Origin of the sequence: Halanaerobium polyolivorans, from assembly GCF_020711195.1 — a bacterium.
Classification (GTDB): domain Bacteria; phylum Bacillota; class Halanaerobiia; order Halanaerobiales; family Halanaerobiaceae; genus Halanaerobium; species Halanaerobium polyolivorans.
In genome coordinates, this window is the sequence record NZ_JAJFAT010000007.1 from 14276 (window position 1) to 35203 (window position 20928).

Here is a 20928-nt window from a genome sequence, read left to right on the forward strand (position 1 = left end):
CAATGCAGAATATGAAAGATATTCAGCGGAGAATAGGCAGTGTAAAAAACACCCAGAAAATTACAAGGGCCATGAAAATGGTTGCTGCTGCCAAACTGAAAAATGCTCAGGATAGAGCAGAAGATGCAAGGCCCTTTTTTAACAAAACTGTTGAGGTTCTCAGAGGAGTATTCACCAGAACCTCAGAAGAAACCCATCCACTTTTAGAAGAATTTGAAGAGGGCAGCCATCTGGTGATTGTTATTACAGGTGATAGAGGACTCTGTGGAGCCTATAATAATAAGGTGATTAAAGAGGCAGAAGAACTTGTAAAAAAAGAAGATGCGTCTTTAATCGTAATGGGGCGTAAGGCAAGAGACTATTTTCGCAGGTTAAATGCGGATATAATTGCAGAATATGTACAGCTTGATGATTATCCAGGCTATGGTTTTTCGAACAATATTGCCGAAGAGGTTATGCATTATTTTTTAGCAGGTGATGTAAAAAAAGTGAGCATGATTTATACTCATTTTAATTCTGCAATCAGTCAGTCGGTAAAAAATATGCAGCTTTTACCGGTAGAAAAATTCTCAGAGTTAGAAATGGAAACTCGGGGTGGCAAAAAAGCTGAAGAAAAAGATGAAGAAGAAATAACAAAAAAATATGTGGATTATATCTTTGAACCTTCTCCAACTGAGGTTTTTGATAATATTTTACCACAGTATTTGATCAATGTGATTTATTCTGCACTTTTAGAATCAAAAGCCAGTGAATTTGGAGCCCGGATGACCGCAATGGATTCTGCAACAGAAAATGCCAGTGAAATGATAGATGATTTAACTTTAAAATATAATAGAGCTCGCCAGGCAGAAATCACTAAAGAAATAACAGAGATTGTTGGTGGAGCAGAAGCGCTTAAATAAAGTTTTAATAAAGGAGGAATTTGAGTGAGTGACCAGAACATTGGTAAAGTAGTTCAGGTAATTGGTCCGGTTGTTGATATAGAGTTTCCCGGGGGAGATTTACCTAAAATCTACAATGCCATAACTATAAAGGAAGAAGAAAAAGGAATTAATTTAACCTGTGAGGTAATGCAGCAGCTTGGTGATAATAGAGTTCGTTCAGTTGCAATGTCTTCTACAGATGGACTCGTTAGAGGAATGGAAGCTGTTGATCAGGGTGATCCAATCAGTGCTCCAGTTGGAGAGGCTGTTTTGGGTAGAGTATTTAATGTGCTTGGAGATACTATTGACAACAGAGGTGAGGTTAAAACAGATAAAAGACACCCGATTCACCGTCCAGCACCTAAGTTTGATGAGCAAGAAACTTCAACTGAATTATTTGAAACAGGAATTAAGGTAATTGATCTGCTGGCCCCTTACACAAGAGGTGGTAAGGTAGGTCTGTTCGGTGGTGCAGGTGTTGGTAAAACTGTACTTATTCAGGAATTAATCAATAACATAGCTACTGAGCATGGTGGTTATTCCGTATTTTCTGGAGTAGGAGAAAGAACCAGAGAGGGTAATGACCTCTGGTTGGAATTTCAGGAAGCCGATATTTTAGATAAAGTGGCCATGGTATTTGGTCAGATGAACGAGCCACCTGGTGCGAGAATGAGGGTTGGTTTAACAGGTTTAACAATGGCTGAATATTTCCGTGATGAAGCCGGTCAGGATGTATTATTATTTATCGATAATATTTTCCGTTTTATTCAGGCTGGTTCAGAGGTATCTGCTCTTTTAGGTAGGATGCCTTCTGCTGTTGGATATCAGCCGACCTTAGCTTATGATGTCGGTACCCTTCAGGAGAGGATTACTTCAACCAAAAAAGGTTCTATCACATCTGTACAGGCTGTTTATGTACCTGCTGATGACCTTACTGACCCTGCTCCTGCAACGACATTTGCTCACCTTGATGCGACAACGGTTCTTTCGAGAGATATTGTGGAAAAAGGTATTTATCCTGCTGTAGATCCACTTGATTCTACATCAAATATCTTAGATCCCAGAATTCTGGGGAAAGAACACTATAATGTAGCCCGTCAGGTACAGGAAATACTGCAGGAATACAAGGACCTTCAGGATATTATAGCAATTTTAGGTATGGATGAGCTTTCTGAAGAAGATAAAACAATTGTAAACAGGGCAAGAAGAATTGAGAGATTTTTATCTCAGCCTTTCTTTGTTGCTGAACAGTTTACAGGTACTCCCGGTCAGTATGTAGAGTTAGAACAGACCATTAAAGGATTTAAAGGAATCCTGGAAGGTCGTTATGATGATCTACCTGAAGAAGCTTTTTATATGGTAGGTACGATAGAGGATGCAGTTGAAAAAGCCAAAAGGTTAGAAGAAGGTGAATAAAAATGGCTGAAGCTCCTAAAATTCAACTTGATGTAGTTACACCACAGAAAATAATTTTTAGTGACAAAATCGATAAGTTAGAAGGGCCAGCAATTGACGGATTAATTGGTATTCTACCAAAACATGCGCCTTTAGTAACTGCAATGAAAATTGGAGTTGTAAGGATTTCCAAAGATGAAGAAGAAACTCAAATCGCGATCAGTGATGGTTTTATGGAGGTCCAGCCGGATAGAATTAATCTGGTTGTCAGAACTGCCGAAACTCCTGATCAGATTGATGTGGAAAGAGCAAAAAGAGCTAAAGAGAGAGCAGAAGAAAAGCTGGAAAAAGATCATGAAAAGGTTGATTTCGCCAGAGCCGAAGCAGCTTACGAAAGAGCTGTAGCCAGACTAAAGGCCGCCGGTCATCATGACCATGGTTATACAGGTCTTTAAACTTCAAGTTAGCTTCTCTTTTAAAATAGTTATTTTAGCAAACTCCTCTGTTTACAGGGGAGTTCTTTTTCTTGCTGAAACTTTTGATCTTTACTTTATTTTATACTATAATTTAAGCTGAGCAATTACCTAGCAAAGAAAATTTTGAATTAAAAATAATAAATGATAAAATAAAGCAAGGAGGTACTAAAGATGCAAAACAATAATGGAGAAAGCAAATTAGAAAAAACCGCCCGGGAAGGTGCTTTTGGTTCTCCTGAATTAAAAAAGGGAGAAAAAACTCGTTATTTAGGTGAGTTTGAAGAACGGATTATGGGCTATTTAGTTGAAGAACAGCTCCAAGAAAATGCAGTTTATCCTGAAATCAGAGAACTTCTAGAAAAAGAAGAAGCTAAAAAACTGATTATTAGAGGAGATATGGACAAAAATGAGATAAATAAATATCTAGAATGGGCAAGAGAACTGGGAGTTAGATTTACCCGTAAAAATTCCCCAGATTTCCGGGGAAATGTAGCTCTAGCAGTTGCTGGAAATGATGCAGTAAACTACCAGCTTGGTAGGATTGAAGATCGCCAAGAAAAGTTGCAAAAGAAGGGCGTATCTGATAATATTATAAAGAATGCAGGAACAACACTCTGTAAGGACTGCTGGGAGCAATTAATGGAAAAAGCACCGGAAGAAAAGGTGAATTATAAAAAACCCGGTATATTTGATAAATTAACAGGTACAAGCTGTACAGGCTGCAGGTAAAAAATAGAAATCAAATAGATTATAGATGATTTTTTGAGGCGGCCTTTAAAGGCAAAATTCAGAAAGGAGCTTTTAGAGGTGGGAAAATATTTAATTAGAGGCGAAAATGCACTACAAGGTGAGCTTAAAGTTGGGGGAGCAAAAAATGCTGCTTTACCAATTATAGCATCTGCTTTACTGGCAGATTCAACTTCGGTTTTAGAAGATATACCGAGATTGAGAGATGTAACCAACCTCTGTAGAATTATAGAAGATATGGGGGCTGAGGTAGAAAGAAAAGAACATCAGATAAAAATTAATCCAACTAAGGTTTATAAAAGTGAGGCCGATCATGATTTGGCACGGACATTGAGAGCCTCATATTATATACTTGGAGTGATGCTGGCCAAAGAAGGACATGCCAGAACAACTCTGCCCGGGGGCTGTAATATAGGTAATAGACCGATCGATTTACACCTTAAAGGTTTTAGAGCTCTGGGAGCGGATGTCAGACTTGACCATGGAGTTGTTGAGGTCAAAGCAGACAATTTAAAGGGAGCAGATATTTACCTTGATTATCCAAGTGTGGGAGCTACCATTAATATTATGATAGCTGCCAGCCGAGCTGAAGGTAAAACAACTATAGAAAATGCAGCTAGAGAACCAGAAATAGTTGATCTAGCTAACTTTTTAACAGTAATGGGAGCAAATATAAAAGGTGTGGGAACTGATGTAATAAAAATAGAAGGTGTAGATAAAATGCACGGGGTAGAACACAGGATCATCCCTGACCGCATAGAAGCAGGCACCTATATGATAGCCTCTGCGATTACCGGAGGCGATATATTTGTCCGTAATGTCTTAACAGAACACGTTAAACCCCTTATTGCTAAAATGCATGAGATGGGGATTATAGTTGAGGAAGATATAGCTGGAGTGAGGGTCAAAGCTAATGGTGATTTAAGATCAGTTGATGTTAAAACACTGCCCTATCCGGGTTTTCCAACCGATATGCAGTCCCAAATGATGGCCCTTTTAACCCAGACAGATGAGACAAGTATGATTATTGAGACGGTCTGGGAAAACCGTTTTATGCATGTAGATGAGTTGAAGAGAATGGGAGCTAAGATAAAAATTGATGGACACAGTGCAATAATCAAACCAGGTCGTCTGACCGGAGCTGAGGTTAAAGCTACAGATCTTAGGGCAGGAGCTGCACTTATTCTGGCTGGACTGGCTGCTGAAGGAAAAACAGAAGTAAGTAATATTTACCATGTTGAGCGTGGTTATGAAAATATAGAAAAAAAGCTCAGTTCGGTTGGAGCTGAAATAAAAAAAATATCTGACTAAGATAACCTGCCGCTGATATTTCAGCGGTTTTCTGTTTAATATGACAAAAATATAAGGGTGGTGAAGATTTTGATTACAACAGTGACCTTAAATCCTGCCATTGATAGAGAATATTTTGTTGATAAACATGAGGTGATGCAGAATAAGTTTATTTATGATTCCGAAGATCTCAAAATTTATCCTGGTGGTAAGGGTTTAATAAGTGCAGTTAATTTTAAGGCACTTGGCTACAAGGATGTGCAAAACATAGGTTTTATCGGAGGGAAACAGGGTTTATTTTTCGAAAAGATGGTTCAAAAGTATGATGTTATCAGCAACTATATCCATACAGATAGTGAGATCAGAAATAACGTCAAAATCATTGGTAAAGACCCTGCAACATATACCCAATTTAATGACTATACCTTTCATGTAGAAAAAGAAGAGGTTGAAGAACTTTTAATCCGTTTTAAAAGGTCTATTTCTGAAAGCAACTATATTTTAATTTCAGGATCTTTACCTGATGGGGTAGATTTCGATATTTATCGGCGCTTAATAGAGATCGCCAAAGAAAAAGATAAAACAGTTATGCTGCAGGCAAGTGGAGAAGCTCTTAAACTGGCTTTAGAAGCAGGGCCTGATATTGTAGCCCCCTATTTTAAACATCACAAAAGCATTTTAGATGTTGAAATAGAAAGTAGGGAGGAATATATAAAAATGGGCCGCGAAATTCAAAACAGAGGGGCCAAATATGTAATGATTCCCTTCCACTGTGATAGACTGCTTTTTGATCAAAAAGGAGATGTTTATCAGCTCAGCCCTAAAGATTACTGTATAGTTAACTGGCTTGGGGCCAGTGATGCCTATAACACTGCCTTTTTAGATTATATATTTAAAAATTCTTTTGATTTTCTTGAAGCCAATTTACATGCCGGAGCTGCAGCATTATGGATCTCTGAAAACAGAGAAATCTATTTAGAAAGCCGTGATGATTACCGTCACTGTCTTGAGAGATTGAAGATAGAAAAACTGGAGGTGTAGAGATTGAGCAGGGTTAGAAAATATATGATCAGAACCATGAATTCTGTTTCACCTGATGATAGTATAGATAAAGTTATAAAAAACATGTATAAATCGGAGCTGTCTGTGCTGCCGGTGGTTGATCATCAAAACATCTTTATCGGCACGATTTACAGCAACAATATTTTAAAAAATATTATCCCGGAAAGCTTTGGTTTTATAGACAGCAGCAGACTATTTTATGAGGTCAACGAAGCTGTAGAAAACCTAAAATATGTTAAAGATGAGAAGGTAGAAAAATATATGTCCAAAAATCGGGATGCGGTTAGAGAATCGAGCAATATGAAAAAAATAGCAGAAATGATGCTTGAAAACAAGGAATCTCTACTTTTTGTGGTCAATGATAAGGGTTATTTAAGGGGTTTTATTGAGCGTTCACAGCTGCTGCATTATCTACTTGATGAAGCAACTGAAGAAGAGGAGCGAAAATAATTCGAAAATTTTTGCCAGGTAGTGAGTAAAAAAGATAATTTTAATCTTTTTTTAAGATTTATATTATATAATGAGGTGTGAAAATGGAAAATATAATAGCAAACTCTTCTGAACTTTATCAACTTGAACACTGGTTACAGTTAAATGAACTTCAGACAAGGGCTATATATTTGCTGGCATTCTTTTTGTTTTTATCACTGCTAGCAGTGGTCGTCTCTAAAAAATACAGCTTACCAATTGTGGTCGGATATGTTCTATTTGGTATTTTAATTTCACCTGATATTTTAGGGCTGCTGCCCTTTTTAGAAAATGAATTTCATCACTGGTATGAATTTTTGGTTTTTAAGCTTGACTATATTACCCAGATAGCCCTAGCCTTTATAGTCTTTACCATCGGAAGTGAATTGTCGATTCGGACCTTTAAAAGGTTGGGTAAAAACATTTATATAATTGCTCTGGTTGAAGCTTTGGCTGCGGTGATTTTTTCAACCCTGGCAGTTTATCTGATCGGAGTACCACTTTATGCAGCAATTTTATTGGGAGCGATTGCAGCTGCTTCAGCACCTGCTTCAACCGTCATGGTGCTCAAAGAATATAATGCTGAAGGTCCTTTAAGTTCTACTTTGATGGCTGTTGTTGGTCTGGATAATACTTTAGCTTTGATTATCTTTGGTCTTTTAAGCCCTTTGGCTGTACTGATGATAGAGGGTGGAGGAGCGATTTTATCGATAGATGTTTTATTAATACCGTTTTTGCAAATTATTGCTGCTGCAGGACTTGGTTTGGGTATCGGTTATGCTGCCCAACACTATATTAGCTATGTTGATGATAAAACAAAAAAGGTTATCAGTATTATAACTGCAGTTGTCTTGAGCTCAGCTTTAAGTCTTTTTTTCGGACTTTCTTCTCTGATCTCCAACCTGGCGGTAGGTTTTTCCATTCGAAATTTTGCCGAAAAAAATCTCCAGATATCTGAGTATCTAGATACCCTAACAATCCCACTTTACGCAATGTTTTTTATTTTTGCAGGTGCTGAAATCCGTTTTAGTCAAATGGCATCTTGGGCTTTTATTTCTACGGCCCTTGTTTTTCTTACAGCCAGAATTCTGGCCAAAGTAGGGGGAGCATATCTGGCAGGACGACTCTCAGATGCTAGTATCAATGTTAAAAAATATATTGGAATGGGATTGATACCTCAGGGAGGAGTAGCAATTGCACTTGCGTTTTCGGTTCAAAAACACTTTCCTCAGGTTCCCGAAACAGCTTTAATGATTTTTAATTTGGTTATTTTAACTGCTGCCATAACTGAAATATTTGGCCCGCTTTTAACCAAAGAAGCACTGATTCGTTCTGGAGAAGCAGAGCTTGATTAGCAGGAATTATCTCTTTTTTAGAGAAATTAAATATAATGGGTAGATTATAAATTTAACTAAGCTTTTAGCTAGTGAAAGGGGCATTTATGTTTACAAAAATTTTGAATAAATTCAGCAAAAAAATTGCAATTGATCTTGGAACAGCTACAGTAATTATTTATGAAGAAAATAAAGGGATAGTACTACAGGAACCTTCTTTTGTTGCTATCAACACTAAAAGTGATAGTGTGATTGCGGTTGGGGAAGAAGCAAGAAGGATGTTAGGAAGAACTCCAGATCATATTAAGGTTGTTAGACCATTAAAAGATGGTGTTATAGCAAATTTTGAAGTAGCAGAGTTAATGTTAAAGAGCTTTTTAAAAAAAGTTGGGGTAAAAAGCCGTTTTATTAAGCCCCTGATCATGGTTTGTATTCCGGTAGGTGTTACAGGTGTTGAAAGCAGGGCTGTACTTGAAGCTGCACTTCAGGTAGGAGCTAGACAGGCCTTTTTGATAGAAGAGCCTATTGCAGCAGCCATCGGTTCCGGACTACAGATAGAAAAAGCAGAAGGTAATATGATAATCGATATTGGTGGTGGAACTACCGAAATTGCAGTTTTATCACTGGGAGGAATAGTCACCGGTGAATCGATTAGAGTAGGGGGAGATAAATTTAATGAAGCCTTAGTTCGCTTTGTTAGAGAACACTATAATCTTGTAATCGGTGAGTCTACTGCTGAGGAGATAAAGATCAATATCGGCACTGCAGATCCTGAGCTTGAAAAGAGTTATGAAGTTAAGGGCAGGGATTTGATGACCGGTTTACCACGCCATATAGAAATTACTAGTGCAGAAACCCAAAAGGCTTTTAGAGAGCTTTTAGATAATATTGCTCATGCTGCCAGAAGAGTCTTAGAGAAAACACCACCAGAACTTTCTGGTGATATAGTTGAAAAAGGGATAATATTAACAGGTGGAGGAGCTCTTTTAAAAGGAATAGATAAATTTATCTCAGCCAATACAGAAGTTGGAGCTTTTGTAACTGATGACCCCCTTATTTGTGTTGCAGAAGGTACAGGTCATGCATTATCAGAACTGGATAAGATATCTAATGTTTTAAGTACGGGAGATAAAGGAAGCTCTTCTTAAATCTATCTGGAGAGGAATGATATTTTGAAGAATAAAAAAGTTTTATTTGTATTTTTACTTACTACTATAATGATTTTAAGCCTATCAATTGCTGCAGCAGCAGCTGAAGATATAATGCCTTTAGAAGATGTAGAACCAGGTATGAGTGGTTATGGTAAAACAGTTTTTAGGGGTACAGAGGTTGAAGAATTCCCGGTTGAAATCATTAGTGTAACTAGAAACAGAAATTTTGACCATAATTTAATTTTGATCAAAGTAAGTGGAGAAAAAATGGAAGCTGCCGGTGGGGTTGCTTCCGGGATGAGTGGTAGTCCAATCTATGTTGATGATAAATTAATTGGTGCTATCGGTTATGGCTGGAATTTTAGTGACCACCGCTATGGTTTGGTAACCCCAATCGAAAAAATGCTGGAGCTTTTAGAAAATAAAGAACTTGATGAAGATCAATTTTTTGATGAAGAATTTGAAGGAGAAATCGAAGATAAATTAGAAGAGGAAGAACAGCTAGGAAGTGAATCAATTTCTTTAGCTGAAAATCTCGCTAGAGCAAACACACCTTTGATGGTTAGTGGTATGAGTGGTCGGGCTTTAAAAAGATTAGAAAAAGACATGGAAGAATTAGATTTAGATGTTTTTGTAAGTCCCGGCGTAATGGATGAAGAAGAGGAACATGATGATCTTAAAGCAGGAGATGCCATAGCAGTTCAGCTTGTTAGAGGAGATATCAATGTCGGCTCAACTGGAACTGTTAGTTATGTAGATGAAAATCAGATTATTGCTTTTGCTCATCAGTTTACAAATCGGGGAGATGTAAATTATCTTCTAAGTAGGGCCTTTGTACATGAAGTAATTCCAAGTATGCAGGCACCTTTTAAAATGAGTTCTCCTTATCAGACTTTAATCGGCTCTATAACCCAGGATAGAGGGGCTGGTATAGCCGGCAGAATAGGTCAATTTCCCAGGATAATCCCTCTTTATGTTTCAATTACTGAAGATGGGGAGTTAGCAAAAGAAGTTAGCTTACAGATTATCAATGATGAATCTCTTTTCCCAGGTTTAGCCAATAGTGCAGCTCTTCAGTCGATCGATGCCGCTTTGGATAGAATCGGTCCTGGAACAGCTCGCTCTAATTTAAAAATAATGGGGAGAGGTTTACCCGATTTACAGGTAGAGTCATCAGATATGTATTACAGCCGCAATGATATTGCGATGGTTTCTTTAAATGATTTTGCCGGACTTATTAATTTAATAACTACCAATCCTTTTAAAGAAATCAATCTAATAGATATTAGATTAGAAATTGACATAGATAAATCAGATAGTGTTGCTTTAATTCAAGAAGCTGAGGTTTTAAATGATGAAGTATATCCAGGTGATGAACTTGAGGTAGAGGTAACCCTACATCGTTACCGGGATGGAACCGAAACTAAAGTTGTCAGCCTCCAGATACCTGAAGATGTTGAGCCAGGTCTGGCCACCCTCTTTATAGATGGTGGATTTACAGGGGAAACTGCCAGGCTTGAAAATAGCAGTCAGCTGCAGAGCAGTTCAAATGGAAGAGCAGAAATTTCCGGTCATACAAGCTTTGAATCAATGCTTAAGAGCTATCTTGATAGTCCAGATAATAATGATCTGATCTTACAGCTTTATCCAGCTTTTTCCCGCTCAGAATATTTAGAAAGTAGTGACCAAGCACCAGGTGGTGAGGAAGCAGTAGATGAAGATGAGATTCCAGAACCTGAGCGTGAACCTGAAAATGATGAAGAAGTCGAGCCACATCCAGAAATCGCTGAGGAAGAAGAAATCAGAGAAAGATATGCCACAGATTATGTGCTTGAAGGAAGCCTCAATTTAGATATAGATATTCTGGCTTTAGATGAAGAGGCTGAAGAAGATGATTCTGAGCCAACTGCAGAAATCGAAGTTGATGAAGAAGATAGTTCTGAAGAAAATTTCCAAGGAGAAAACGAGGCAGACTCAGAAGCAGGTGAAGATAACAATTAGGTTAAAGGAAGGGAATTCTGATTAGTGGAGGTTTTTAAATGGATAAGCAAATTAAATATCTAATTGGTGTTCTGATATTTTTAATCCTGGCTGCTTATGTTTTTAGCCTTTTATCAGGCCTGCCAAGATTTTTTGAAGATGATATTATTGCTCTTCTGGAAAGAGAAATTGGCGGCGATATTGCTTTTGAATCCATTTCTTTATGGCCTCTGAATAGAATTAACCTTAAAGAATTTGAGTACAGTGATGAACTCGGTAATTCATTTAGAGCCGAAGAGTTTGAGCTTGATTACAGTTTAAACTTCAGACGGGATAATGGTTTTATCGGAATCGAATTTATCGGTTTAAAAAATGCGGTAATTGAGATCGAGCAGCTTGATTTTGAGTTGCCTGCCGATGATCCTGCTCCTGATGATTTAGAGCAAGAAGAATTAGAAACTCAACTGGCAGAGAGAGCTGCAGAACTTAAATTACCTGCTTTTTTGGCCAATTTTGATTTAAATATTGAAGATTCTGTTCTCCATTCAAGGCTGGAAGATTATGATTTCAGTTTAAGCTCTTTTAATCTGGGTTTAAGAGCCAGTTCTAGAGAAGAGTTTGAACTTAATTTCGGTTCGGAGATTGAGCTTAGAGAAGTACTGCTGCCTGATGGACAAAATATAAGTGCTTTTAATTTAGATAAATTAGAGCTTAATTTAAAACAGTCAGCTCAGCAGACAGATTTTTATTTAAATACTTCTCAAATAGATTTAGCCCAACTCAGGCAGTATATCGAACTTCAAAATTATAATTTAGCTGAGCTAGAATTGGAAGCAGATAAGCTTGAGGGACGGGCAGCTTTTAAAGGGCAGATCACTTTAGCAGAGGGTAGTATTCAAAACTATAATGCAGAAATAGGGCTGGAAGATCTGAAGCTGCCTGCTAATTATAAATATCAAACTGAGGCAGGTCAGCAGAGAGAAGATTTTCTCTTCAGCCTGGCCCAGGGAGATCTTTTGTTAGATGGCCCCGAATTTAGGGCTGTTTTTGCTAAGAATTTGATCGATATAGATAATAATATTATTCAACTTGCTTTTAAATATAGTTTAGATGGTAGTTTTGAAATTGAGGCTTCTGCTGATGCTTTTAGACTTGACTATGATTTTTTAGCAGAATATATAGAAGAGGGCATCTTTGATTTTAATTTAGCTGTTCAGGGAGAAGACAATAGTCCAGACAAAGGAAGTCTGGATTTAAAAGCCAATAATCTTTCTACAGCTTTGGATTTTGAAATAGCAGCGAGTAGTTTTGAGTTTAGACTTTTAGAAGAAAATATATTTCTTGATTCAGGTCAATTTAACTTTGCTGATGGTGGAGAGCTTAACTTAAAAGGTAACTATAACTATAATAACAGGAATTATCTTTTAAAAGCAGAAGCTGAAGAGCTTAAATTAAATCAGCAGCTGCAGAATTTAATTGAGCAATTTGAAATAGATAATGCTGCTTTAGATATACTGCTGGCAGATAGTGCTAAAGAGCTTGATTTTTTAATAGATACTGCTGGGATTTATACAGGAGATAGAGACCTTTCTTCAACTGGAGAATTAAGTCTAGATCTAAGGCTCAGCGATGATAAAGAATTTTCTTTTCTTTCTTCTTTCTGGTATTATGAAGAAATATTAAATTTGAGCAGTTTTAAAATGGAATCTGATTACGGTAGAATAGATCTCAGTGGAGAAATTAATTTTAACGAAGAAATTTTAGATTTAAGTTATGCCGGTCGGGATATTGATCCCACTTTAATCGCCACTTTAAATGGTTTTGAGCAGGAAATTTTAGCTGATTTAAATACGGTTTTTGACCATCTTGAAGGTTCAATCAGCAGTAGTTTTAATAATCCTAGAGCCAGTTTAACTGCTGAAATGTCATATCTTAGTTATCAGAATTATCATTTAGAAAATTTAACTTTGCGATCTGTTTATGAAGACCATAATCTGGAGCTGCAGAGATTTTCAGCTGACCTTAATCAGGGAGAACTGAGGGGTTCAGGTAGAATTAATAATTTAGTTCAAGCTGCAGAAGCAGAAATAGATCTAAGTTTTAATACAGATAATTTTTATTATAATGATCTTGCTGAGATTATTGATAGGGAACTACCTTTAGCTGGAGCGGTTAATATTGAACTTGCTTTAGCTGGTACTCTGCTTGATCCAGATATTAATCTTTTTCTAGAGGCAGATAATACTATTTTTATGGCTGAAGCTCAGGAATTTGAATTTTCAACTTTTAATGCTAGAATAAGCAGAGAAAATTCCCGTTTTGAACTGGAGGAATTAAATTTAGCTCATCAGGATCTGGTCTTTAATGCTGCTGGAAGCTATGATCAACAGGATGGTTTTGCAATCGATTATCAGCTGAATAATTTTGAGCTAAATCAGTACCTAGGGGAAGTGATTCCAAGAGCTGATACTTTAAGTGGAGTTATAGATCTGGAGGGTGAACTAAGAGGTGATATCTTTTCACCCCAGCTGAATTTTAGTCTTTTTTCTGATTCTCTGCGTTATCAAAACTTAGAAATAGAATTTATTGATAACAGTTTTAGCTATTTAATATTAGAGGATATTTTGGAAGTTGAGATCTTTGAATTTATGCTTGATCAGGGGAGTTATGATCTCAGTGGAGAGTTAGCAGATCTAAGAACCAGTCAAAAAGCAGATTTGGAGTTAGAGCTTTTAGATGTTCCAGTTAAAAACACTGCCGAGAAATTTGCCGGTTTTTATCCGCTGGCCGAAGATATGATCTTAAATGGCCAGGCTTTAATCACCGGAGAAGGCCAGGATATCAGTGCCCAACTTGATATCGAGGGGAGTTTTAGTGAAAATCAAAACGCCCGCTTTGAACTGGGTGGTCAAGCAGGTAGAGAACTTGATTTGAATTTCAGTTCTGCTGATATTCCGATTGACTTTGTCTACAAGCAGTTCGATTATAATCTGAGTTTGATCGCTAATTTTGCCTGTGAGGGTGGTATTAGTGGTAGTATAGATGCCCCATTAGTGGAGCTAGAACACCGTCTGACAGAGATTACTCTTAATGAAATAGCTGTAAAATCTTTAGAAGGTGAACTTAGCTTTGCAGATGGTAATTTTATTTCTCTTCAAGAAAGAATAGAGTTTCCCCAGGGTGGAAATCTGCAGTTAGAGGGTAGTTATTCCATTTTAGAAGATGAGCTTAATTTAAATAGTGAAATAAATGAAATGCCGATAGCCTTTTTACTTTCCTTTTTCTCAGAAGACATGACAGCTGATGGGCAAATAGATGGTAATGTTAGGGTTGATGGCAGTATAGAAGAAGCAATTTTAGGTGGAGAAATCAGGATTGCTGGCCGCAGTCTTGATATTGGATTATCCCATCAGATCAGAGATTATAATGCTTTAATAGAATTAAGGCGCTCTAATGTTATAGTGCAGAGACTGGATGGATATTTTGCAGATGGTAATTTTGATGTTAGGGGAAATATAGATCTTTTTGCAGAAGAGAATGCCTGGAATCTGGATCTTAAAGGAGAAAGGCTCTATTTCTTGAGGGGTTCAGTTGATGGTGAGTTTAATCTTGAGGGAGAATTTACCGGGCCTTTATTAGATCCGGTTCTAACAGGTGACCTAGAAGCATTTAATATGGAGATTGGCATACCCTTTGTTTGGCCAGAGCCCCAGTTTGATGAAGATGATTTTATACCAAGGGTTGATATAGATATTGTACCTTTAGATGAGGTAAGAGTTCGTAATCCTAATATGAATGTTCTGGTTCAAAGTGGGAGCCTAAATATTAATTTTGATAATACAAGAGATGATGCTCTGGAAATGGAAGGTCGGCTGCGCAGTGACCAGGGAGTATTTAATTACTATAATTCCCGTTTTAATTTGGTTAATGGTCAGGCAATTTTCACTCCGGTTGATGAGGATAACATACCTACCTTAAGGGTTAATGCGGTTACCTATGCCGGTGGTAGGGAGATCAATATTAATTTAACCGGACCAGCAGATAATATGCGGATTACCTTAACCTCTACTCCTGAAATGACAGAAGAAGAGATATTACATCTTTTGACAACAAGAGGTGCCTTAGGTTCTGCCATTTTAGGTGATGAAGAGGTAGGAATAGAGAATATCATCTTCCAGGAACTGGTTAGACTATTGAATGTATTTTTACAGGAAGATGTGATCAGTGAAATAGAAAGTGATTTCCAGAGGGCTTTTGCCCTGGATAGAATAGAAATAGATGCTTTTCAGTATGGATTAGAAAGAGAATTTGCAATTTATCTCGGCAAAAATATTACCGATAGCTTTTATCTAGAATATGCAAACTTTTTTGCTGAGGGTGAAGACAGAGAAAGTGAAATTTCTTTTCAGTACCGTTTAACCGATATAACATCTCTTAAAGGAAGCTATGTTGGAGATGATGAATATCAAATCAGTATTGAAACTGAGTTTGGATTTTAATGATCATAAGTTTGAAAAATAAAGATATAATTTTAGGAGGAATATAATGAAAGCAAAATCCCTGTCAATAAAGACGATTTTAATCTTAAGTTTAATTCTATTTGCATTTGTAACGGTCTCTGCTTCTGCCCAGCAGATTCCGATCGATGAGATAACAAAAATTTCGGTTGAGGGCAATGATTATGTCAGTGATTTCGATATCCTATCTCAGGTTGAAACCGAGGTTGGAGAACAGACCGATCAGGATGCACTAAGAGATGATATGCAGGCCATTTATGATCTCGGCTATTTTGCTGATGTAAATATAGTTTTTGAAAATTATGAGGATGGACTCCATGTGATTTTTGAAGTTGTAGAAAATCCGGTGATTAATGAGATCAATCTCAGCGGCTATGAAGAGATTTACAGTCAAGAAGAGATTTTGGAAATTCTCGATCTTGAAGTAGATAAGGTTTTAAATGCCCGTAAAATGAATGAAAATTTGAGAAAGCTGCAGGAAAAAATTCAGGATGACGGCTATATTTTAGCCCGTTATAAAGATGTTAGTGTTTCTGAAGAAGGGGTACTTAATATAGAAATCAACCCCGGTTATCTTGTTGGCATAGAAATCGAAGGTAATGAAAAAACCCAGGACAAGGTAATATTAAGAGAACTACCGATTAAAGAGGGTGATGTAGTTAATATCAGAAATATTCAGCAGGGTTATCAAAACCTACTTAGGCTGCAGTATTTCGAAAATATCAGTCCTGAACTAGAAAGAGTAGATCCCGAGGAAAACACTGCTAAACTTGTGATCTCACTTGATGAAGCCCAAACAGGAAGGCTTAACTTTGGTGGTGGATACAGTTCTAAAGATGGCTGGTTAGGTTTTGTTGATGTCAGTGAAGAAAACCTCTTTGGTAGAGGGCAGAGAATTGCTGCTAAATGGCAGTTTGGTGATACAACAACCTATTCACTAAACTTTAATGAACCATATTTATGGGATACCCAGTATTCATTTGGCTTCAGTCTTTATGACACAACAACTGAAAGAACCAATATTGATGATGAAAGATATGAGGAATCAAAACGTGGTGGTAGTGTTACCTTAGGTAGACCCCTACCCCGTAATTGGAGAACCTCACTCAGATATAGATTGGAAGATTCAGAAATCGAATGGCTTGATGATGTTGATGATGATGATACTGAAACAAGTCTGCGTTCTTTAACCTTAGGTTTTAATAGAAATACTGCTGATGGTAGCTTTCACCCCCGTAGTGGTTCAGTCAATAACTTTAATATAGAACATGCTGGAGATTTTATCGGTGGAGATGTAGAATTTACCAAGTTCAATCTTGACAGCAGAAAATATTTCCCGGCTTTTAGTGACCATGCAATTGCTTTAAGAGCTAAGGCAGGAATTAGCTATCCCAGAACAGACTTACCTCGTTCAGAACAGTATAACTTAGGTGGGGCAGATACCCTGCGCGGTTATGAGCGAAGTGACTTCGATTTCAGAGATAGAGATAATAATAATCTGCTGCTTTTCAATGCAGAATACAGAATTCCCTTTAATGATAGTTTTAGTGGAGTATTATTTACAGATGCAGGTAATGTCTGGGATGAAAGAGGAAAAATTTCAATCAGTGACTTAAATTATGGTTATGGACTGGGAGTGAGAATGAATACTCCTGTTGGCCAGCTAAGATTGGATTATGGTTGGAATGAAGATAGAGAAGGACAGCTGCACTTCAGTATAGGTAGTACCTTTTAATTAAAAAAGTTAAAAAATAAAAGCAGATAAAATAGAGCATATAGTTGATCTGGAGGCAGATAAATGATGAATTGGAAAAATAATAAATTTCAAATTGCAGTTTTGCTGCTGCTCTTGGCAATTTTGGCAGCCTTGATAGCACTCGGTATTTTTAGTAATGATCAGAGTGTTGATAGTGTGGCTTATGTAAATTTACAAAGGATCTTTGAAAAGCATCCGGCCAGACTGGCTGCTGAGAACACCCTAAATCAAAAAGCAGCTGAATACCAGCAGCAGATAGAAAGTGAATATGCTGATGCCGGTGGTAGTGAACAAAAAGAAATTATTCAAAAACACCAAGAGCAGCTGCAGGAGCTGGAAGCAGAACTTTTAGCTGGGGTAATTGATGAGCTATTAGCAGTAATAGAAGAAACTGCAGCCGAAAAAGAGCTTAAATTTGTGCTGGAAGAAGAATATATACTCTATGGAGGCTATAATTTAACCGAGAGTGTATTAGAAAGAATAGAGGCTCAGTGGTAAATAATTATCAACTTAAAAAACGGAGGTGCTGATGGTGGAAGGACCTGATGAACATCAGATATCTATTAAATTTTTAACAGCTATAATCATGGGCCTGCTGTTTGCATTTCTGCTTGTTTTTGTTTTCACACCACAGCCCAGAGAAGATTATCCCGCCTATAAAGTGGAAAGAGAAAGTATAGCTTTAGCCGGGGAGGTTCAGGTAATTGAAAAAGATCTGCAGGCACTACTTGCTGAACAGGAAGCAGAACATCAGCGTTTCCGACAGGAATTTAGAAATAGGAGTTCAGAGCTGATGGAGTCCGCTAAAGAAAGCTCTCTGGCAGTAATCACCAACCGTGGTTTAGAAAGAATGGATGGTTTGCGAGAAGAGATGTTGAGAGAGCTGGATCGGTTTAGAGCTGAACTTGAAGCCAGAGAAACAAGGCTGATGCGGGAAAAAAGAAGAGAACTTGAAGCAAATTTAAGTTCAGAGCTGCAGGCTATGAGGCGTGAAATTAGAGAAAGATATGCCGACTATAATCAAAGGCAGATCAAAAATAATTACCTGCGGATCTTAAATCTGCGCCTGGCAATTGATAAGGTTGCAGAAAGTGATGCAGAAAGAAGGCCCTATCAAGCCGAGCTGGAAGAGGTTTTGGCAGAACAGGAAGAACTGATGGCAGAAAGAAGAGAACAGGAGAACATGAATATTTCTGCCCGTACCCAAACCCTGATTTTAGAGTTCAACCAGGAATATTATTCTTATCGACAGCAGATCAGAGATGAGCACAATGAGATGCTGGCCCTTGAAGAAGAAAAAATGCTGGAAGAATTAGAAAGAATCAGAGCAGAGATTAGGGCTGAAATGGACAGAGAAAGAGAAAACAAAGCAGCAAGAATTGAAGCATTAATTGAAGAAAGTCTGCAAAAATATTATTGATCTGGAGGCTTTGATTGAAGATGGAATATTACCGTAAAGCAGCAGCTGTGCTGATAGTTGTGCTGGCCTTAATACTCCCTTTTGCTTTAAAAGAAAGCCAGATTACAGCTGTTGTTGATTTAGATCATGTAACTGCAGAAAGCAGCTATATAAATTATTTAAAAGAAAATAATGGGGGAGAGTTTGAGCAAAATGCCGAGCTGGAGGCAGAGATCATGCAGCTTGTTAAAGAAAGTTCTGCAGAACTGGCCGAAAGAAAAAATTATCAAACGGTTGTTTTAAAACACCCCATTTACAAAGGTGGAGAAGATATTACAGAAAATCTGATTAAAGAAATAGATAGAAATAATGGGTTTTAAGTAGGAGGCAGATCTAATGCAGGAAGAAAAGATTAAAGATTCTAGAATAAAGGCTGCTGTACTGGCAGATTATAGTGATTCCGAGCTCAGAGGTGATCCCGAACTTTTAATCGATTCTGCCCGGGGGATCAAAGAATGCACAGAGCATTCGGCAACCTTTGCTGACAGCAGTGAATATTTAAGCAGAGCTTTAAATTCAGCAGCTGCATTAATAATTACCAAAGCAGAACTATTAGATAACTTAGAATTAGAAAGTTTTGATAAAACATTTTTGCTTAATGATAATCCCCGCCGGGTTTTTGCCCAGACAGCTCAGCTTTTAACCGATAGACCCTATTATACAGCTCAGATTTCAAAAAAAGCCGTAATCGCTGATTCAGCAGAATTGGGCAAGAATATTTCTGTTCATCCAGGTGTTATTATCTCCGCAAATGCAGTAATTGCTGATAATACTATTTTAGCTCCAGGGGTTATAATCGGACCAAATGTAAAAATCGGTTCTGACTGCTTATTTCATCCCGGTGTCATAATCGAGCGGGATAGTGAAATCGCCGAAAAAGTGATAATCCAGTCAGGAGCGGTAATAGGTTCAGATGGTTTTGGTTATGCAAGTGATAAAAGAGGTCATCACAAAATACCTCAGCAGGGAAATGTGATCATCGAAGCCGAGGTTGAGATAGGTGCCAACACTACTATCGACAGGGGTGCTAGTGGGGCAACCGTGATCAAAAAAGGTGCCAAAATAGATAATCTGGTTATGATCGCTCATAATGTTGAAGTAGGAGAAGAGTCAATGCTGGTCGGTCAGGTAGGGATTGCCGGCAGCACAACCCTGGAAAAAAGAGTAACCCTTGGTGGGCAGGCCGGAGTGGTTGGGCATATCAAGCTGGCTGAAAATACTACCGGAGCTGCTAGAGCCATGGTTACATCTAAAACCAAGCCAGGTGATTTTATTTCAGGTGCACCTGCTCATGACCATAAAGAAGCCTTAAAAGAACAGGCTTATCTGCGTCGTCTGCCTAAATATATTAAAAAAATTAAAGAGCTGGAAAAAAGAATAGCCGAATTGGAAAGTGAATAGCAAATATTTTTAATTTTAGCTATTCTGCCTATTTTTGCTTTTTGCTTGAATTCTTCAGTTAATAAATATATAATATACTATTGAAAGGCTTTAAGCGAGAGGATGAAAGAGTTGTTTATAAAAAAAGGCAGACAGCAGACAGTTAATAAAGAAATAAAGTTAAAAGGGATAGCACTTCATACAGGTAAAGAAGCAGCAATAACTATCAGACCGGCAGCTTCTCAAACAGGGATAGTTTTTTATAGAAATGATCTGGAGTCAAAAGATCTGATAGAAGCTCGACCGGAGTCGGTTGTTAACTTAGAGCGAAATACAACTATCGGTCATAAAGAAAATGATAAGGCAAGTATTAGTACAATCGAACACCTTATGGCAGCACTCTGGGGGGCGGGAATAGATAATGCAGAAATTGCAGTATCTGGGCCTGAAATACCTGTTATTGATGGTAGTGCTTACCCATATTATCAAAAAATATTAGAAGCTGGAATCAAAGAACAGACAGAAAAAAGAAATGTTTATCTAGTTCAAAAAGCACTTTCTGTGCGCGATAATTCAGCTTCGATTACTATTTCACCCTATACAGGCTTTAAAATTTCTTATACACTTGATTATGATCATCCTGTAGTGGGGAAAAGCTTTTTTGAATTTGATGCTTTAAAAGATGATTTTGCAGCTAAAATTGCTCAGGCTCGAACCTTTGGCTTTGCAGAAGAGATAGAAAAACTGCATGAGCAGGGACTGGCCCTTGGTGGAAGCTTAGATAATGCTGTTTTAATAAATAGAGAAGGAACAGTTAATCCACTCAGATTTGAAAACGAATTTGTCAGACATAAAATTCTTGATGTTATTGGTGATATGGCTTTAAACGGAAGAATTATGGGCCATATTAAAGCCTTTAAGTCAGGTCATAGATTACATGTTGAACTGGCTAAAAAAATAAGGGAAAATATGATTGAGGAGGAAAATTAA

17 protein-coding genes are annotated in these 20928 nt (G+C 37.5%); all 17 read left to right on the forward strand.

Annotation, left to right across the window (positions count from 1 at the left end; all coding sequences use genetic code 11):
- The first annotated feature begins 2 nt into the window (after window positions 1-2).
- Entirely contained in the window at window positions 3-902 is a 900-nt protein-coding gene (gene atpG / locus LJ207_RS06090) for an ATP synthase F1 subunit gamma (protein WP_229345172.1), read from the forward strand.
- Window positions 903-926: 24 nt separating this feature from the next.
- On the forward strand, window positions 927-2339 hold the full coding sequence (gene atpD / locus LJ207_RS06095) for a F0F1 ATP synthase subunit beta (protein WP_229345178.1): 1413 nt from the start codon (window positions 927-929) through the stop codon (window positions 2337-2339).
- 2 nt (window positions 2340-2341) lie between these two features.
- A complete protein-coding gene (locus LJ207_RS06100; RefSeq protein ID WP_229345181.1) occupies window positions 2342-2773 on the forward strand; it encodes a F0F1 ATP synthase subunit epsilon in 432 nt (143 codons plus the stop codon).
- A gap of 192 nt (window positions 2774-2965) precedes the next feature.
- A complete protein-coding gene (locus LJ207_RS06105; RefSeq protein WP_229345183.1) occupies window positions 2966-3523 on the forward strand; it encodes a YueI family protein in 558 nt (185 codons plus the stop codon).
- Between the two features lie 78 nt (window positions 3524-3601).
- Window positions 3602-4852: a UDP-N-acetylglucosamine 1-carboxyvinyltransferase gene (gene murA, locus LJ207_RS06110; protein ID WP_229345184.1), complete on the forward strand. Its 1251-nt coding sequence runs from the start codon at window positions 3602-3604 to the stop codon at window positions 4850-4852.
- Between the two features lie 69 nt (window positions 4853-4921).
- Window positions 4922-5872 (forward strand): 1-phosphofructokinase family hexose kinase, encoded by a 951-nt coding sequence (locus LJ207_RS06115; protein ID WP_229345186.1) that lies wholly within the window; start codon window positions 4922-4924, stop codon window positions 5870-5872.
- Window positions 5873-5875: 3 nt separating this feature from the next.
- Window positions 5876-6343, forward strand: coding sequence for a CBS domain-containing protein (locus LJ207_RS06120; RefSeq protein ID WP_229345187.1), 468 nt, complete (start codon window positions 5876-5878; stop codon window positions 6341-6343).
- A gap of 83 nt (window positions 6344-6426) precedes the next feature.
- A complete protein-coding gene (locus LJ207_RS06125; RefSeq protein WP_229345189.1) occupies window positions 6427-7716 on the forward strand; it encodes a cation:proton antiporter in 1290 nt (429 codons plus the stop codon).
- Between the two features lie 86 nt (window positions 7717-7802).
- Window positions 7803-8843 (forward strand): rod shape-determining protein, encoded by a 1041-nt coding sequence (locus LJ207_RS06130; protein WP_229345191.1) that lies wholly within the window; start codon window positions 7803-7805, stop codon window positions 8841-8843.
- A gap of 24 nt (window positions 8844-8867) precedes the next feature.
- The gene (locus LJ207_RS06135) at window positions 8868-10847 is read left to right on the forward strand and encodes a SpoIVB peptidase S55 domain-containing protein (RefSeq protein ID WP_229345193.1); all 1980 of its coding nucleotides are present in this window, start codon (window positions 8868-8870) and stop codon (window positions 10845-10847) included.
- Window positions 10848-10885: 38 nt separating this feature from the next.
- A complete protein-coding gene (locus LJ207_RS06140; RefSeq protein WP_229345195.1) occupies window positions 10886-15325 on the forward strand; it encodes a translocation/assembly module TamB domain-containing protein in 4440 nt (1479 codons plus the stop codon).
- Between the two features lie 46 nt (window positions 15326-15371).
- Entirely contained in the window at window positions 15372-17078 is a 1707-nt protein-coding gene (locus tag LJ207_RS06145; RefSeq protein WP_229345196.1) for a BamA/OMP85 family outer membrane protein, read from the forward strand.
- Window positions 17079-17141: 63 nt separating this feature from the next.
- Window positions 17142-17597: an OmpH/Skp family outer membrane protein gene (locus LJ207_RS06150; RefSeq protein WP_229345198.1), complete on the forward strand. Its 456-nt coding sequence runs from the start codon at window positions 17142-17144 to the stop codon at window positions 17595-17597.
- A gap of 31 nt (window positions 17598-17628) precedes the next feature.
- Window positions 17629-18519 carry a hypothetical protein gene (locus tag LJ207_RS06155; RefSeq protein WP_229345200.1) on the forward strand — a complete coding sequence of 297 codons (891 nt, stop codon included), beginning with the start codon at window positions 17629-17631 and terminating at the stop codon, window positions 18517-18519.
- 14 nt (window positions 18520-18533) lie between these two features.
- Window positions 18534-18878 (forward strand): hypothetical protein, encoded by a 345-nt coding sequence (locus LJ207_RS06160; RefSeq protein WP_229345201.1) that lies wholly within the window; start codon window positions 18534-18536, stop codon window positions 18876-18878.
- A gap of 16 nt (window positions 18879-18894) precedes the next feature.
- Window positions 18895-19959: a UDP-3-O-(3-hydroxymyristoyl)glucosamine N-acyltransferase gene (gene lpxD, locus LJ207_RS06165; protein WP_229345203.1), complete on the forward strand. Its 1065-nt coding sequence runs from the start codon at window positions 18895-18897 to the stop codon at window positions 19957-19959.
- Window positions 19960-20061: 102 nt separating this feature from the next.
- Entirely contained in the window at window positions 20062-20928 is an 867-nt protein-coding gene (gene lpxC / locus LJ207_RS06170) for a UDP-3-O-acyl-N-acetylglucosamine deacetylase (RefSeq protein WP_229345205.1), read from the forward strand.

What these genes read in the sequence shown, in the direction of transcription:
- atpG (WP_229345172.1), top strand. Translation starts at nt 3, where the DNA reads ATGCAGAATATGAAAGATATTCAGCGGAGAATAGGCAGTGTAAAAAAC.
- LJ207_RS06100 (WP_229345181.1), top strand. Translation starts at nt 2,342, where the DNA reads ATGGCTGAAGCTCCTAAAATTCAACTTGATGTAGTTACACCACAGAAA.
- LJ207_RS06105 (WP_229345183.1), top strand. Translation starts at nt 2,966, where the DNA reads ATGCAAAACAATAATGGAGAAAGCAAATTAGAAAAAACCGCCCGGGAA.
- LJ207_RS06125 (WP_229345189.1), top strand. Translation starts at nt 6,427, where the DNA reads ATGGAAAATATAATAGCAAACTCTTCTGAACTTTATCAACTTGAACAC.
- LJ207_RS06130 (WP_229345191.1), top strand. Translation starts at nt 7,803, where the DNA reads ATGTTTACAAAAATTTTGAATAAATTCAGCAAAAAAATTGCAATTGAT.
- LJ207_RS06140 (WP_229345195.1), top strand. Translation starts at nt 10,886, where the DNA reads ATGGATAAGCAAATTAAATATCTAATTGGTGTTCTGATATTTTTAATC.
- LJ207_RS06145 (WP_229345196.1), top strand. Translation starts at nt 15,372, where the DNA reads ATGAAAGCAAAATCCCTGTCAATAAAGACGATTTTAATCTTAAGTTTA.
- LJ207_RS06150 (WP_229345198.1), top strand. Translation starts at nt 17,142, where the DNA reads ATGATGAATTGGAAAAATAATAAATTTCAAATTGCAGTTTTGCTGCTG.
- LJ207_RS06155 (WP_229345200.1), top strand. Translation starts at nt 17,629, where the DNA reads ATGGTGGAAGGACCTGATGAACATCAGATATCTATTAAATTTTTAACA.
- lpxD (WP_229345203.1), top strand. Translation starts at nt 18,895, where the DNA reads ATGCAGGAAGAAAAGATTAAAGATTCTAGAATAAAGGCTGCTGTACTG.
- lpxC (WP_229345205.1), top strand. Translation starts at nt 20,062, where the DNA reads ATGAAAGAGTTGTTTATAAAAAAAGGCAGACAGCAGACAGTTAATAAA.